This window comes from Pseudomonas sp. EA_65y_Pfl2_P78, from assembly GCF_963970495.1.
Taxonomy (GTDB): domain Bacteria; phylum Pseudomonadota; class Gammaproteobacteria; order Pseudomonadales; family Pseudomonadaceae; genus Aquipseudomonas; species Aquipseudomonas baetica_A.
In genome coordinates, this window is sequence record NZ_CAXAON010000030.1 from 20214 (window position 1) to 34610 (window position 14397).

Consider the following 14397-nt stretch of genomic DNA (forward strand, 5'->3'; position numbering starts at 1 on the left):
ATCCGAAAAACCCTTTTAATGCGCCCCGTTGCCCAGATAGCTCAGTCGGTAGAGCAGGGGATTGAAAATCCCCGTGTCGGCGGTTCGATTCCGTCTCTGGGCACCAAATACCGAAAACCCTGAATCGCAAGATTCAGGGTTTTTTTATGCCTGCGATTTGATGAGGACTGTTATCGACCTCTGGATTCGCGATAACTTGCCCCCCCTTACGGAAGAGGGTCGCCCCGTCGATGAACCAGAAACGAACCCGCATACCCCTGCCACATCCGCCGCCGTATCGCCCAAGCCGCGCAACTTACTGGCTGACAGTGTTCGTTGCCGTGATGATTGCTTTCGCCATCGGCGCATCGATCTACATGCTGATCGACAGCTGGGTCACTGGCTCCATCACCACCAACAATCGCGGCCCGCGCAGCACCTACACCCTGGCCCTGCAACCTCGGCGGTTTTGGTTCGAGTTCGTTTGGCAAAGCATCGGTACTGTATTTCTGCTGGTTATCGGGGTGTTCGGGCTGTGGGTTTATCGCAAAGTGCAGGAGCCTGTGGAAAAACCCAAAGGCAAGCGCCAACGCTAAGCACAGGTCGCATTCAAAGAGTGTTGACGTAATCGACCGGCAGCAAGACCGTGTCCAAAGCAGCGTCTACCGGCAGAGATACGACTGTAATCAGCGGGCAGACGATCATGAAGTAGCAGATGACAGCATGTGGCATGCCGTCCCCTCCTCTCACGCCAAGCAAGTGCAAGTTGCCATCGACGCCTTTGTAGTAAGGCTCTGCAGAGTCACCGTTCAATCGCCCGATCATCGTTCCACAACCGGCCAACATCAAAACCAGACTGGCTACTGAGCCAATACGCAAAATCCCTTTCAAACCAGCGCTCCCTTACGTCACAAAACATGAGGCGCGGGATTGTACCTGCGTCCATTCCATGCGAATGGATTATCGCTACGGCACGGTTGCGTGCCATCGAACGTCTGCTCGACTACTTCAGCAACGCGCCAAAAACACACTTGCGCATCGAGCCGCAGGACATCGGCGAACAACAAGTCGGACATTTCGCCTTTTTTCGCAGCGCATACCAAGCCACACTATGGCCCATCGCTCTGACCTGGCTGCATACCGGCGAACTGGCCCCCGACACACCCGGACGGCACCTGCCGCGCAGCTGAGCCCCTCCAACGCACGATGGAACACATCATGGCCTCCGCCAACAAGCAGCAAAAACGCGCCGCCCGGGCCAAGACCAAGGCCAAGCAGAACCGCACCAAACGCGCCGAGGCGCCGGTCGAACTGGATCCGAACGATGACCGCATTGATTTCGAATCAGTGGACCTGACCGAGCTGTTCAAGAAAATGATCGACGCCGAGAAGATCAGCCAGCAAGCCCTGTGCGCCGCGTTCCTCGAAGACCCGCTGCTGGAACTGGTCTACGAGCAGGAAGGCGAAGAAGGCGCGATGGACTTCATCCTCGCCGCGCTGATCGAGTATCGCCAGTGGTCGCAGGACACCGACGAAGCCGGCGCGCTGGCGTGGATTGAATCGCCGGCCTTCCAGGCCGACTATGTGGCGGCGTCCGACGCAATCGCCGCACAAACCCAACAGAAGAACTGAGTTCCCATGGCATCCCTGAACAAGCAACAAAAACGCGCCAAACGCGCCAAGGCCAAAGCCAAGCAAATCCGTATGGTTGGCCGCAAGCCGCTGGAGCAGGACGACGACCTCGGCCACCTCGCCGAGCCGATCCCGGAATACACCCTGGCGATGTTCAGCAAAATGCGCGACGCCGAAGCGGTCAGCCGTAACGAGATGCTGCTGACGCTGCTCAGAGAACTGGCGTTCATCATCGTCGACCACCCCGACCTGCTGGACATGGAGAACGCCGAAAACGAAGGCATGGCCGCCACCCATCTGGCCGCCGACATGTTGATCGACTACCGCATGTGGGCCGATGGCATGGACATCGAGACAGCCCAGGCCTGGCTGACCGAACCGCAGTTCATCACGGACTTCGGGATTGCGCTGGACACTTACGGCAAGTCGCTCGATACCGCCGAAGCCAAAGACGAGTCAGTCTGAAACGCTGAAATCTCAGGCAAAAAAAAAACGGGCGCAATCAGTCATGATTGCGCCCGTTTTTTTGCCTGATCGAAGCGTTGAACCTTAGGCTGCGGCAACGCTCAGGCGCGGGATTTCAATGCCCAGCTTGGCTGCGGCGTAATCCAGTTCACCCTTGGCGATGGATTGAGCCTTGTAGCCTGCAGCGATCAAGTCCTGCACGTACAGCTTGTTGTAGATGAACATGAACACGATATTGCTCAAGCCCAGAGTGAAGCTCGCCGCGAGAAACATGATCGCAGCCCACTTGATATCACCACGGAACAATGGCGGAAAAAAACCAAAGAAAAACACGGTCCACGAGAAGCCGATTGGCGCTTCTTTCATGGCACCGGTGTTAGGGTTTTTGAACACAACCGATGTAAACGCCATGCTTATCTCCTTGAAGCCCCAATGAGTTGGCTGAACGGCCGGGCTAACTCCATGCAGCTCTTTTTAACGGCAAGCACGCAAAATCGCATCTGTACGTAGCGTCAGATGAGGGAGCAGACAAGGAAGAATCGAAAGCTTTAGCCAGAAAGGCTGAGGGCGTCGAACAATCCATGTCCTGAAACTCCATCGCATCCCGCAACAGCGAGATACATATTCGTCGCGCAGGCTACTATTTAGCCACCACTGTGTCCATCAAATTGCCAAGTAAAAACGACCGCGATCATCTCTGATGGCGGTCGTCTCTGTGGGCGAGCAACGTTTGGCGTGGAGTCAGAACACTCAGCGAGCCACGGCTGCGCTCAACTTCTCGTGACGACGCCGACGCGCCACCAGCAAACCGGTAGCCACCACCAGCAGGCTCAGCAGGCCGGTCGCAAGGATTTCCACGCGGTGGGCTTCCTGGAACAGCATGATGGTCAAAGCCGCGACGATGAAGATGATCACCGCGTAGGTCAGGCCCGGGAAGAGCCACATGCTGAAGACGATTTTCTCGCCGCGAGCCATGCGCTGCTTGCGCATACGCAGTTGCGAGAACGCGATCACCAGGTACACCAGCAGTGCGATCGCGCCGGAGCTGGCCAGCAGGAACTCGAACACGGCCGCCGGCGCCACATAGTTGGCGAAGGTGCACAGGAACGCCGCACCGGTCGACAGCATCACCGCCCAGTAAGGCGTACCGCTTTTGTTGACCCGAGTCGACATGGCGGGCGCATCACCGCGTTTGCCCAGTGAGAACAACATGCGCGACGACGTGTAGAGGGCCGAGTTCAGGCAACTGGTGACAGCGACCAGCACCACGATGTCGACGATCATTTTCGCGTTCGGGATGCCCATGCGCTCAAGCACAGTCTGGTAGGAACCGAGGTTGGCCAGGGTCGGATCGTTCCATGGCACCAAAGCCACAACGATGAAGATCGATACGAGGTAGAACAGGCCGATCCGCCAGATCACCGAGTTGGTGGCCTTGGAGATTTGTTTGCCCGGGTTCTTCGATTCCGCGGCCGCGATGGTCACGATTTCGGTACCCATGAACGAGAACATGGTGGTCAGGATCGCGCCCAGCACCGCGCCCATGCCGTTAGGCAGGAAGCCACCGCTGTCGAACAGGTGCGAAACGCCACTGACCTGGCTGTTTGGCAGGTAGCCAAAGATCGCCGCGAGACCGAGGGCGATGAAGCCGATGATCGCCAGCACTTTGATCAGGGCGAACCAGAATTCGAACTCGCCGTAATTCTTCACGCTGAACAGATTGGTGACGGTCAACAGCAGCGTGATGACCAGTGCAAATGCCCAGATCCCCACACTTGGGAACCACGCGTGCAGGATGGTCGCGGCGGCGTTGGCTTCCAGAGGAATCACCAGCACCCAGAACCACCAGTACAACCAGCCGATGGTGAAACCGGCCCAGTGCCCGATGGCACGGTCGGCGTACGTCGAGAACGAGCCGGTGTCCGGCGATGCAACCGCCATTTCACCGAGCATACGCATCACCAGCACCACAAGGGTGCCGGCGGCGGCATAGGCCAAGAGCACAGCGGGGCCGGCGGCGGCGATAGCGTGGCCGGAGCCAACGAACAGACCGGCGCCGATCACACCGGCGATCGACAACATGGTCACATGACGCGGTTTGAGCCCCTGTTCGAGGCCGTTGGAGCTTGGGGTACTGCTCATTGAAACTACCTTTGCGAGGAAAGCGATTGCGTCCGGCCTGTCTGGTTTGTTCTTTCTCGTAAAAAGAATCCAACAGGGCGTTCCTTATTCTGCACGCAATATTTGCGCCAAAATGTTTCAACCTCTTTGCTGCCGCGGCTTTGCGCGCGACCGGACGGTCATCGCAAGTCATTGAGAACAATGGCAATTCGCCAGAACGTTACCCTGCGACTCACTTTCAAGACGAATCAGCGCACCAAAAACACACTTAAAAAGTGTGGGATGCACAATAAAAGGGCGAATCAGGAACGTTCGGCCGGATAGCGCTTCCAACACCCCGCCAAAGCTGGCAACATCGCGCCTTTTTTTACGCGACACCCACGGGAATCCACGTTTAAACACCCGTTCGGTTGTTGATGGGGCGACAGTCTGCTGCGCCAATGCGACAACCTGCCACACGCCATCCGTTTACCGCTCGTAGCGCTGTTGGCTGCCATTGAAACGCTATGCTAGCTTGGCCGCCTCGCCAGGAAGGCCAACCAACAGCAGGAGCGCAACATATATGAGGAACGCACATGGCTGAGGCCACGCCCGCGCTTGAAATCCGTAACTTGCACAAACGCTACGGAAAGCTTGAGGTGCTTAAAGGCATCTCGCTGACCGCCCGCGACGGCGATGTGATCTCGATCCTCGGTTCCTCCGGTTCCGGCAAGTCCACGTTCCTGCGTTGCATCAATCTTCTGGAAAACCCGCATCAGGGCCAGATTCTGGTGGCCGGAGAAGAACTCAAGCTCAAGGCCGCCAAGAATGGCGAACTGGTTGCCGCTGACGGCAAGCAGATCAACCGCCTGCGCTCAGAGATTGGTTTTGTGTTTCAAAACTTTAATCTGTGGCCGCACATGAGCGTGCTCGACAACATCATCGAAGCCCCGCGCCGCGTACTCGGCCAGAGCAAAGCCGAGGCAATCGAAGTCGCCGAAGCGCTGCTGGCCAAGGTCGGCATCGCCGACAAGCGCCACGCCTACCCGGCGCAATTGTCCGGCGGTCAGCAACAACGCGCGGCCATCGCCCGCACGCTGGCGATGCAGCCCAAGGTGATCCTGTTCGACGAGCCCACCTCCGCCCTTGACCCGGAAATGGTTCAGGAAGTACTTAGTGTCATCCGCGCATTGGCCGAAGAAGGCCGCACCATGCTGCTCGTGACCCACGAAATGGGCTTCGCCCGTCAGGTCTCCAGCGAAGTGGTGTTCCTTCACCAGGGCCTGGTGGAAGAGCAAGGATCGCCACAGCAGGTGTTCGAAAACCCGCTTTCGGCGCGCTGCAAACAATTCATGTCCAGCAACCGCTAACGGAGCAACATGCATGCAGAACTATAAAAAGGTCTTCCTGGCTGCGGCCGTCACCCTCGCATTCAGCGCCGGTGCCATGGCTGAAACCCTGAAGATGGGCATCGAAGCGGCTTACCCGCCGTTCAACAACAAAGACGCCAGCGGCAACGTGGTCGGCTTCGACAAAGACATCGGCGACGCCCTGTGCGCGAAGATGAAAGTCGAGTGCACCGTGGTCACGTCCGACTGGGACGGCATCATCCCGGCCCTGAACGCCAAGAAGTTCGACTTCCTGATCTCCTCGATGTCGATCACCGACGAGCGCAAAGGCGCGGTGGACTTCACCGACCCGTACTACTCCAACAAACTGCAATTCATCGCGCCGAAAGACAAAGAGTTCAAGACCGACAAAGACTCTCTGAAAGGCAAAGTGATCGGCGCCCAACGCGCGACCCTGGCCGGCACCTTCATGGAAGACAACATGCCGGACGTCGAACTGAAACTTTACGACACCCAGGAAAACGCCTACCTGGACCTGACGTCCGGTCGTCTGGACGGCATCCTCGCTGACAAATACGTCAACTACGAATGGCTGAAAAGCGAAGCCGGCAAAGCCTACGAATTCAAAGGCGACCCGGTGGAAGAAAGCGACAAGATCGGTATCGCTGTGCGTAAAGGCGACCCGATCCGCGAGAAGCTGAACGCTGCGTTGAAGGAAATCGTCGCTGACGGTACCTACAAGAAGATCAACGACAAGTACTTCCCGTTCAGCATCTACTGATCCTGACCTGCCGGACTGACGCCGTGATCCGACGGCGTCGGCTCCCGGCCCTGCCTGCCGCGATTTGAACAGAAATCCATGATTATCGACCTCTACGGATTCGGCCCGGCGCTCGCCGCTGGCGCGCTGATGACCGTCAAACTGGCACTCTCGGCCCTGTGCCTCGGGCTGGTGCTCGGTCTGCTCGGCGCCTTGGCCAAGACTTCCCCGTACAAGCCGCTGCAATGGCTTGGCGGCTTTTATTCAACGCTGGTGCGTGGTGTCCCGGAATTGCTCTGGGTGCTATTGATCTACTTCGGTACGGTCAACCTGATGCGCGCCCTCGGTGAGTTCTTCGGCAATCCCGACCTGGAACTCAGTGCCTTCGCCGCCGGTGTGATTGCGCTGGGCCTGTGTTTCGGCGCCTACGCCACGGAAGTGTTTCGTGGCGCGATCCTCGCCATTCCCAAAGGTCACCGTGAGGCCGGCGTGGCCCTGGGCCTGTCGAAATGGCGGATCTTCACCCGGCTGATCATGCCGCAGATGTGGCGCATCGCCCTGCCGGGCCTGGGCAACCTGTTCATGATCCTGATGAAAGACACCGCTTTGGTGTCAGTGATCGGCCTGGAAGAAATCATGCGTCACGCGCAGATCGGTGTGACCGTATCCAAACAGCCCTTCACCTTCTATATGGTCGCCGCGCTCATGTATCTGGGCCTGACCGTGCTGGCAATGACCGGCATGCACTTGCTGGAAAAACGCGCCGCTCGCGGCTTCGCGAGGAGCACCCAATGAACTGGGAAGTCATCATCAAATGGCTGCCGAAACTGGCGCAGGGCGCGACCCTGACCCTGGAACTGGTGGCCATCGCCGTGATCGCCGGTCTGCTGCTGGCCATTCCGCTGGGCATCGCCCGCTCTTCGAAGCGGTGGTACGTGCGCGCGTTGCCCTACGCCTACATTTTCTTTTTCCGTGGCACACCGTTGCTGGTTCAGTTGTTCCTGGTCTACTACGGGCTGGCGCAGTTCGACGCCGTCCGTAACAGCCCGATGTGGCCGTACCTGCGCGATCCGTTCTGGTGCGCCACCGCCACCATGACCCTGCACACCGCCGCGTACATCGCCGAGATCCTGCGCGGCGCGATTCAGGCGATTCCACCGGGCGAAATCGAAGCGGCGCGGGCCTTGGGCATGTCCAAACCCAAGGCGATGTTCTACATCATCCTCCCCCGCGCAGCGCGCATTGGCCTGCCGGCCTACAGCAACGAAGTGATTCTGATGCTCAAGGCCAGCGCCCTGGCCAGCACCGTGACCCTGCTGGAATTGACCGGTATGGCCCGCACGATCATTGCCCGTACCTACCTGCCGGTGGAGATCTTCTTCGCCGCGGGCGTGTTCTATTTGCTGATGTCCTACGTGCTGGTGCGCGGCTTCAAGCTGCTGGAGCGCTGGCTGCGCGTCGATGCCTGCCAAGGGCGCTGACACTTCCCACGTGCTGACGGGCGAGGACCTGCTCGCCCGCTTCACGGCGCTGGATACGTTTCTCACAACGCATCAAGCGCTGTGGAAACCTCGACCTTTCACGCATCTTTCGCTGGCCTGGGAAGCGTCCTACCCGCAGATGGCTTTATGGCTACGGGCAAGGTCTCTGGAAGAAGCAGAAAACGCCCATCACGCCCCTGCTGATCTGCTCGATGCGCCAGAGCCTTTTGCCTCACTGGCGGCGTTATCGGCAGACCTGAGCACGGTCGGCGAGTTACCGACCCATAGGCTGGCGACTGCCGTGCATCGCTTGAATGTCGATGTGCCGGGGCGCAAGTGGCTGCAGATTGAAGCGTTTGCCAGTCGTCTGTCTTTTGCCTCGCAACCGACGCATTGGCTCGACTGGTGTTCCGGCAAGGGGCACTTGGGTCGACGCCTGTTGTGTGAAGGGCAACAACTGACGTGTGTTGAGTACGATCCGGCGTTGGTTGCCAGCGGTCAGGCGCTGAGCCAGCGCCATCGTCTGCATGCCTTGCATGTCGAGCAGGATGTGTTGGCGGCAGATGCAGCGACTGTGTTGAACGCCCAACACACACCGGTCGCCTTACACGCCTGCGGCGATCTGCATGTGCGCCTGATGCAACTCGCCTCCGCCAGCGGCTGCAAACAACTGGCCATCGCCCCGTGCTGTTACAACCGGATCAATCGCGCCACCTATCAGGCATTGTCCTGCGCCGGTTTGAAATCCGCTCTACAGCTGTCGCAGGAAGATCTGGCCCTGCCAATGAGCGAAACCGTCACGGCCGGCGCGCGAGTGCGACGTCAGCGCGACACCTCCATGGCCCGACGACTGGCGTTCGACCTGCTGCAACGGCAATTGCGCGGCCTCGACGAATATTGGCCGACACCTTCGCTACCCAGTGCCTGGCTGGATAAACCGTTCGCCGATTACTGTCGCGATCTAGCCGCTCTCAAACAGTTATCCACAGTCGGTACGCCAGATTGGTCGGCACTGGAAGCTGCCGGTTGGCAGCGGTTGGCCGAAGTTCGCAACCTGGAGTTGTTGCGCGGATTATTCCGACGACCGCTGGAGCTATGGCTGACTCTGGATCGGGCACTCTTCCTCGTCGAACAGGGCTACGCCGTACGCCTTGGCAGTTTCTGCGAAACACCCCTCACCCCTCGGAACCTGCTGCTATTGGCCGAACGCGAATAATTCATCGCCGCCCTGTGGATAACTCTGTTGATGAATTTCGTTCGGATCCAATAATTACGGCTGTTTCGGGGCATTAACCACCCTGGTCATTTTTTGTTCACATTAATAAAAAACCGATAAAACAGGGATTTGCGAACAAAATGAGAACGCGTCCACAAAAATCCGCCTAAGCACGGTTTCAGGCCAGCCAGTTGTGCATAAGCCGCCAATCAAAACGACATAACCGCCGAAATTCCCCCGTTAGCCGCGAATCATTGCGGCGTCCTGTCAGCCTTGCTATACAAGGCCACAACGTGCCGCCAGCACGCGTCCCGACAAGCACAAATCAAACCGACAGGAAGCGACCGTGACGTTCATTTCTTATGCACAGAATTTCGAAGACGTCCGCTTGTGGCGTGCTCTCAAGCAAGTCGAACAGGGCTTCTATATCGATGTCGGTGCCAACGACCCGAATCACGACTCGGTCACCAAAGCCTTCTACGATCACGGCTGGCAAGGCGTGAACGTCGAACCGATGCAGAACTACTACGACGCCCTCTGCCAGCAGCGTCCGCGCGACCTCAATGTGCAATGCATCGCCAGCGATCAGCCCGGCGAAATGACCTTCTACGCCATCCCCGACACCGGCCTGTCCACCGCCGACCCGGCGATCGCCCAGCAATACAAAGATCAGGGCATGGACGTGCGCAACCTCACCGTAAAGTCGCGCACCCTCACATCGATCTGCGAGCAATATGCCGCCGACCGGCCAATCCACTTTCTGAAAATCGACGTCGAAGGCCACGAAGAGAGCGTCCTGCGCGGCATGGACTTCACGCGCTTGCGACCTTGGATCATCGTCATCGAAACCCCATGGCAACGCGACCACACCTGGGAACCGCTGGTCACCGACGCCGGTTATCAAGCGATCCTGTTCGACGGCCTCAACACCTGGTTCCTCGCCGACGAATACCTCAAGCTCAAACCCGCCTTCGACATCCCGCCGTGCAACCTCGACAACTTCCAACTGTGCAAAGGCCACGCCTTCGCACACCCGATCAGCGCCAGCGAACTCGACACCGCCCAACAACTGGCCAACGCTCTGCAACGCGCCGAACAGGCCGAAGCACAACTGTCGGCCCTGCAAAACAGCCGCACAGTGAAGGCGGTGCAAACGCTGCGAAATGTGCTGCGCAGGGCTTGATTCGAGCGAATGCAAAAATAGTCTGAATTCAGGGGTTTACAGGATCTTCCCAGTCGCTATAATCGTCGCCCACACGCCGGTATAGCTCAGTTGGTAGAGCAACTGACTTGTAATCAGTAGGTCCCGGGTTCGACTCCTGGTGCCGGCACCATATAAATCAAAGGCTTGCAGCGATGCAGGCCTTTGTTTTTTGCGGTACACGTAACAAGCCACGTAACAAGACGTATAAACGTCAAGCCAGCCTTTATGTTGGCGGTACAGCTGGGTACCTCTCGAGGGGAACGATGATGGATTTATCGACCGTACCTGATCCTGGACAAAATGACACCGGTGTAGCAGGGGACCAGCAACCTGGTGCGCCGGACGATATCCTTCCCACCCCCCCTCCCTTGGAAGGCGAACTTCTTCCACGCACGGTCATTCGATTAATCGAAGGTAGTCCCCATCATTACGGTGGAGACCAACTAGGCCCAGTTATTGCCGCCATCATCAGTGATGCCCAGCACGACAAAGAGCAAGCTCGGAAACAGGTTGCAGCTATCCAAACTCAACTGGACAAAGCCAACGCAGATTTAGTTGAGCAAAAGTTGAGGAATGTGACGCTGGAAGAAAGGGTGCGCGCCTCATCGGTTCGTTCTCGGTTCGAAAAGTTCTTGATCTTCTGCAGCCCTATCGCCTTTTCCTTCGCACTGGACCTCTACAAAGCCAGCTCAATTTTGTGGCTACCATTGGCAGTGTTTGGCCTAGCGCTTCTCGCGGTTAACTTCTGGCCGAGCAAGGGGAACAACTCATGACCAAACATATCGATACTCTTCAGATAGTGGATGTTCAGAATCATGGAATCCCCAACAATGAGCGCATAGCTATCTACGTCCACAAGCCCTGCAATCTCGCGGAGTACTGCTTAATTCTGACGTTACCAACGCCAGAAGGCGGCACAGTCCCAGTGAAGGATCACATGCTGTGGTTTGGGCAAGGCTGGGTTCAACCAGGTGATTGGATTTTCGTATACACGGCCGTTGGCTCCACAACCATCACACCGAACCCTGCTCCGCAGCCTCCAGAAGTAGCGCCCCGTCGCTTCATCAATATTCATTGGGGAAAAAATCACACTATTTTTCAGAATCGAGCCCTCAGCCCAATGCTCATAGAGATCGGTGGCACAGGAGTATTGCCTCCACCGGAACCGGCCTATCAGGGGGGATTGCTAGGTTTAAGTAGTGTTACTCAACAACGGCTTTTTTAGGACGTGCTAACTCCGCGATATCAGCAATGCTCCGCAGAAATTCTTATCGCTGCGCGTTTTGGTAGGTATGGGGTGAGTCCCGAACTCGTGATTAGGGGCACCATCGCGGTGGGATAGGCCGAATTTTTAGAGCCGCTACGGTATATACGCATGTGACAACGCCCCCCAAATGCGAACCGGATAAAAAATTAGGGTTGACCCCTCAAAAGCCTGTCAGTTTTGTCAGATTACTATTCTAACTACTGTCTAACCCTTGTAATTGAAGTCTCTCAACGCATTTGATCAGTGTCAGAACTATGTCAGCGACCTGTCAAAACCTGACAGAACAGCAGTGTCAGATTCTATATTCCCAAACCATTGATTTATAAGGACTTTATATTTCAGATGGAAGAACTGACAGAAACATCCATGCCCAGTGTCAGAGCTAAAACCCAGTAGATACGGGGCCTCCAGAGGTATGGCTGACAGTTATCCATGATCTGACAGGGTTTTAAGGGTCAACCTAAATAAACTTTAATCAGGCATCTCCAAGCTATCCTCCAAAATGCTCCCCTGCGCGCACTGATCGAGAAAAATGAACATGATTAAGACAGCATCCCACGCAGCATTACCCGTCATCGAAATAATCAAGCGGGGCGCAGCTTGGGAGGTGCATTGGGACTATCAGGAAGCACCCGAAAGCTCGATCCTGTTTCAACGCGGTGAATATCTACGCGGCTACATTGACGGCACGATGGATGACCTGGGCATTCATCCCGACAATGTGTGCTGTGCCAGCGGACAGACCGGGACAGTGAAGAAGCTGAACGAAGACCAGGCTACGAGGCTGCGCGATGCTTTGAACCGCGTGCTGATCCCGATCGTGACCAAGGAATTCACGCGCCTTCAGAACATGAACAACCCACCTCACCTTCGAATGGTTGACGCTAACGAGGCGTGAAAGCCTCAGAAATTCTGCGTTCTGCCTACAAGCCCTGCCGCGCTTGGCTTGTAGGAAATTCAGCCTCCCCCCGTACACAACCAATCCCCGCCAGAAAAAGAACGTGCGCGTTGTGCAAAACAAACTCAAACCGACGTTTTAAAATTTTTCGCCCAATGAAACCGGGCACTCCAGCGTTATGCCTTCCGTGCCCAGTCTTTCCGTAGCTGTGCAACCGCACTGCATTTCCTTTCAAAACTTTGCACTTTGTGAGATTGCCGATCGCCTGCAGAGCCCCGCGGCCCGCCTAGGCTGCAGCGTCGTTTGCACTACATTCGCATTTGCACAAAAAAAGGACACAAGGCCCGTTGGCGGGAGGGGGATAAGTGCTTTTTCGGCACGTTTTTTCTTCTGCAGGGTCTTTATCTACAACCTCTGCTACTTTTCACTGCAGAGGCCCCGAGAGGATGGCTTGGGAAGATCAGGAACACATGGCGGACTTGATTTTTGGTGGAATACTGTTTATCTATACAGTATGTGTATAACCACACTATACAGCTGTACACCCACATGCCATTCTTGGGTTGACGCGCTTGTCAACTCAGGTTGTTACGGAAGGAACCACAATGATGCAAAGCCGTCTTATTTATTGCGCGATTGCAGGCAAACCTGTAGAATACGCGCGCCTTTTTACGACATTGGACTAAGAATGTGAATCGTATGCTCAAGAACATACTCTCTGGCATCGGATCCGTTTTGGTGCTATGCCCAGCACAAGGTTATAGCCACTACCGTGGTTATGGATCCGAGTTAGCCCGTACCGACTTCGAAGCGCTGCAAAGCGATGTGCAGGCAATTGGTCGTGACTTCTATAAAGCAGCCGAGCAAGGTAGCCAGCGTGTCGCAGAAGCCAAAGAACGTTGCGCCCAACAAGCTTGACCCTCGAGATGAGCCTAGGTCAGGTACTGTCGAACGCGAGCAGCAGAAGCGCAGTAGCGTAGTAACAACCGCGTTTCAGGGGCCTCTGCCTCCACCATCCCTACTCAGTGAATATGATTCCGTGGTGCCCGGTTTGGCTAAGGAGATCGTCCATTGGACGACTAGCCAAACCGGTCATAGACAAGGAATCGAGAGTAGGGCCATGGCGATCGATGAAAAAATGTCGACCTGGTACGTCGTCGAGATTCTGATGGGACAGTTCTTTGCCCTCATCATCGCTTTGTCAGTAATCTTCGCCGTTGTCTATCTGGCACTGAATGGCCACGAGATAGCTGCAAGCGCACTCGGAACCGTTGGTTTCGGCGGCATTATCGCTGCATTCATCACGGGACGCCGAAAGCGCACGCCCACTGAAGATGAAGAAACCAAACCATCGGCAAAAAAGAAATAACCTTCCAATAGCCCGCAGATAGCGGGCTTTTTTTTGTCCTGTTGCAGTGAGCTAGGTAGGGCTGCCAATTTTGCTCGAGCTGATGTGGGAAGGCCGCTGGATCCGGATCTGCTATCGCCTTTGTTTGATGCAACGCTGGCAGGGATGGCCGTGACTGGATTTGTATTGAGTAGAATTGAATTTATTGATGGCTGTGCTTATGCACAGTCTTAGTGGTGTCGCGGGAATAAATTGGCCTGTATTTGAGTGGCCGAAAAACCGAACACAAAAAAACAGGGGCCAATGGCCCCTGTTTTCACAACAATCAAATCTGATGAAAATATCGATACAAATACAGCGCCCAATAAATAGCCTGTAATGCACGAATCAGTTCCTCAGGAAAAAGTTTTCGAACAAAACCACTCATGATTGATTACTCCAAAGGTTGCGGGATTTTCGCCATCGAAATTGACAGCGAACAATTCCCTGCTCACTTCAGCGAATCTAATCCCCAACGTTTTTTGCACTAACATTTCTATTAGCGAATAAACTTACGAACAAGTTAGCGAATTAGCTAACAGTACGTTGTTGACGATTGGATCACTAAGCCATAACCTTTGAGCTTCTGACGACGCAAGGGTGTAGGTTGTGAGCAGGTAGGAGAATCCTATCACAGCATTTCGGAAACGAATCCACCC

General features: G+C 56.0%; 17 protein-coding genes, 2 tRNA genes and 2 pseudogenes. 18 read left to right on the plus strand and 3 right to left on the minus strand.

Annotation, left to right across the window (positions count from 1 at the left end; genetic code table 11):
* Positions 1-30: 30 nt before the first annotated feature.
* Positions 31-106, plus strand: a tRNA-Phe gene (locus AACY02_RS20570).
* Between the two features lie 124 nt (positions 107-230).
* A complete protein-coding gene (locus AACY02_RS20575) occupies positions 231-575 on the plus strand; it encodes a hypothetical protein (protein WP_339433543.1) in 345 nt (114 codons plus the stop codon).
* A 13-nt stretch (positions 576-588) separates the two neighbouring features.
* Here the strand turns inward: AACY02_RS20575 and AACY02_RS20580 are convergent, their stop codons facing one another.
* On the minus strand, positions 589-870 hold the full coding sequence (locus AACY02_RS20580; RefSeq protein WP_260456031.1) for a YceK/YidQ family lipoprotein: 282 nt from the start codon (positions 868-870) through the stop codon (positions 589-591).
* A 92-nt stretch (positions 871-962) separates the two neighbouring features.
* Here AACY02_RS20580 and AACY02_RS20585 point away from each other — a divergent pair.
* The 3 genes and pseudogenes from AACY02_RS20585 to AACY02_RS20595 form a co-directional block, all read left to right on the plus strand.
* Positions 963-1169, plus strand: a pseudogene (locus AACY02_RS20585) (alpha/beta hydrolase); the annotation flags it as partial.
* 28 nt (positions 1170-1197) lie between these two features.
* Complete coding sequence (locus AACY02_RS20590) at positions 1198-1611, plus strand: hypothetical protein (protein WP_339433544.1); 414 nt, start codon at positions 1198-1200, stop codon at positions 1609-1611.
* A gap of 6 nt (positions 1612-1617) precedes the next feature.
* On the plus strand, positions 1618-2076 hold the full coding sequence (locus AACY02_RS20595; RefSeq protein ID WP_339433545.1) for a hypothetical protein: 459 nt from the start codon (positions 1618-1620) through the stop codon (positions 2074-2076).
* 84 nt (positions 2077-2160) lie between these two features.
* Here the strand turns inward: AACY02_RS20595 and AACY02_RS20600 are convergent, their stop codons facing one another.
* Positions 2161-2487: a hypothetical protein gene (locus AACY02_RS20600; RefSeq protein WP_339433546.1), complete on the minus strand. Its 327-nt coding sequence runs from the start codon at positions 2485-2487 to the stop codon at positions 2161-2163.
* 339 nt (positions 2488-2826) lie between these two features.
* Positions 2827-4218, minus strand: a complete 1392-nt coding sequence (gene gabP / locus AACY02_RS20605; RefSeq protein WP_339433547.1) for a GABA permease — start codon at positions 4216-4218, stop codon at positions 2827-2829.
* Between the two features lie 554 nt (positions 4219-4772).
* Between gabP and AACY02_RS20610 the strand changes: the two genes are divergently transcribed.
* The 13 genes and pseudogenes from AACY02_RS20610 (at position 4773) to AACY02_RS20665 (ending at position 13720) form a co-directional block, all read left to right on the plus strand.
* A complete protein-coding gene (locus AACY02_RS20610) occupies positions 4773-5546 on the plus strand; it encodes an ABC transporter ATP-binding protein (protein ID WP_221733167.1) in 774 nt (257 codons plus the stop codon).
* 13 nt (positions 5547-5559) lie between these two features.
* On the plus strand, positions 5560-6306 hold the full coding sequence (locus tag AACY02_RS20615) for an ABC transporter substrate-binding protein (protein WP_339433548.1): 747 nt from the start codon (positions 5560-5562) through the stop codon (positions 6304-6306).
* A gap of 78 nt (positions 6307-6384) precedes the next feature.
* Complete coding sequence (locus AACY02_RS20620) at positions 6385-7080, plus strand: ABC transporter permease (protein WP_221733169.1); 696 nt, start codon at positions 6385-6387, stop codon at positions 7078-7080.
* Entirely contained in the window at positions 7077-7766 is a 690-nt protein-coding gene (locus AACY02_RS20625; protein ID WP_339433549.1) for an ABC transporter permease, read from the plus strand. The genes AACY02_RS20620 and AACY02_RS20625 overlap by 4 nt, the downstream gene beginning before the upstream one ends.
* A complete protein-coding gene (locus AACY02_RS20630) occupies positions 7747-8982 on the plus strand; it encodes a methyltransferase (protein WP_339433550.1) in 1236 nt (411 codons plus the stop codon). Before AACY02_RS20625 ends, AACY02_RS20630 begins: the two co-directional genes overlap by 20 nt.
* 346 nt (positions 8983-9328) lie before the next feature.
* A complete protein-coding gene (locus tag AACY02_RS20635) occupies positions 9329-10165 on the plus strand; it encodes an FkbM family methyltransferase (RefSeq protein ID WP_339433551.1) in 837 nt (278 codons plus the stop codon).
* 75 nt (positions 10166-10240) lie between these two features.
* Positions 10241-10316: transfer RNA gene (locus AACY02_RS20640), tRNA-Thr, on the plus strand.
* Positions 10317-10452: 136 nt separating this feature from the next.
* Complete coding sequence (locus AACY02_RS20645; protein ID WP_339433552.1) at positions 10453-10959, plus strand: hypothetical protein; 507 nt, start codon at positions 10453-10455, stop codon at positions 10957-10959.
* The gene (locus AACY02_RS20650; protein WP_339433553.1) at positions 10956-11411 is read left to right on the plus strand and encodes a hypothetical protein; all 456 of its coding nucleotides are present in this window, start codon (positions 10956-10958) and stop codon (positions 11409-11411) included. The genes AACY02_RS20645 and AACY02_RS20650 overlap by 4 nt, the downstream gene beginning before the upstream one ends.
* Before the next feature lie 580 nt (positions 11412-11991).
* Positions 11992-12351 carry a hypothetical protein gene (locus AACY02_RS20655; protein WP_339433554.1) on the plus strand — a complete coding sequence of 120 codons (360 nt, stop codon included), beginning with the start codon at positions 11992-11994 and terminating at the stop codon, positions 12349-12351.
* A gap of 690 nt (positions 12352-13041) precedes the next feature.
* Positions 13042-13269 (plus strand): hypothetical protein, encoded by a 228-nt coding sequence (locus tag AACY02_RS20660; RefSeq protein WP_339433555.1) that lies wholly within the window; start codon positions 13042-13044, stop codon positions 13267-13269.
* Positions 13175-13471: pseudogene (locus tag AACY02_RS26095) on the plus strand (DUF2335 domain-containing protein); the annotation flags it as partial. The gene AACY02_RS20660 and the pseudogene AACY02_RS26095, both read left to right, overlap by 95 nt.
* Complete coding sequence (locus tag AACY02_RS20665) at positions 13472-13720, plus strand: hypothetical protein (protein WP_339433556.1); 249 nt, start codon at positions 13472-13474, stop codon at positions 13718-13720.
* The last annotated feature ends 677 nt before the right edge of the window (positions 13721-14397 follow it).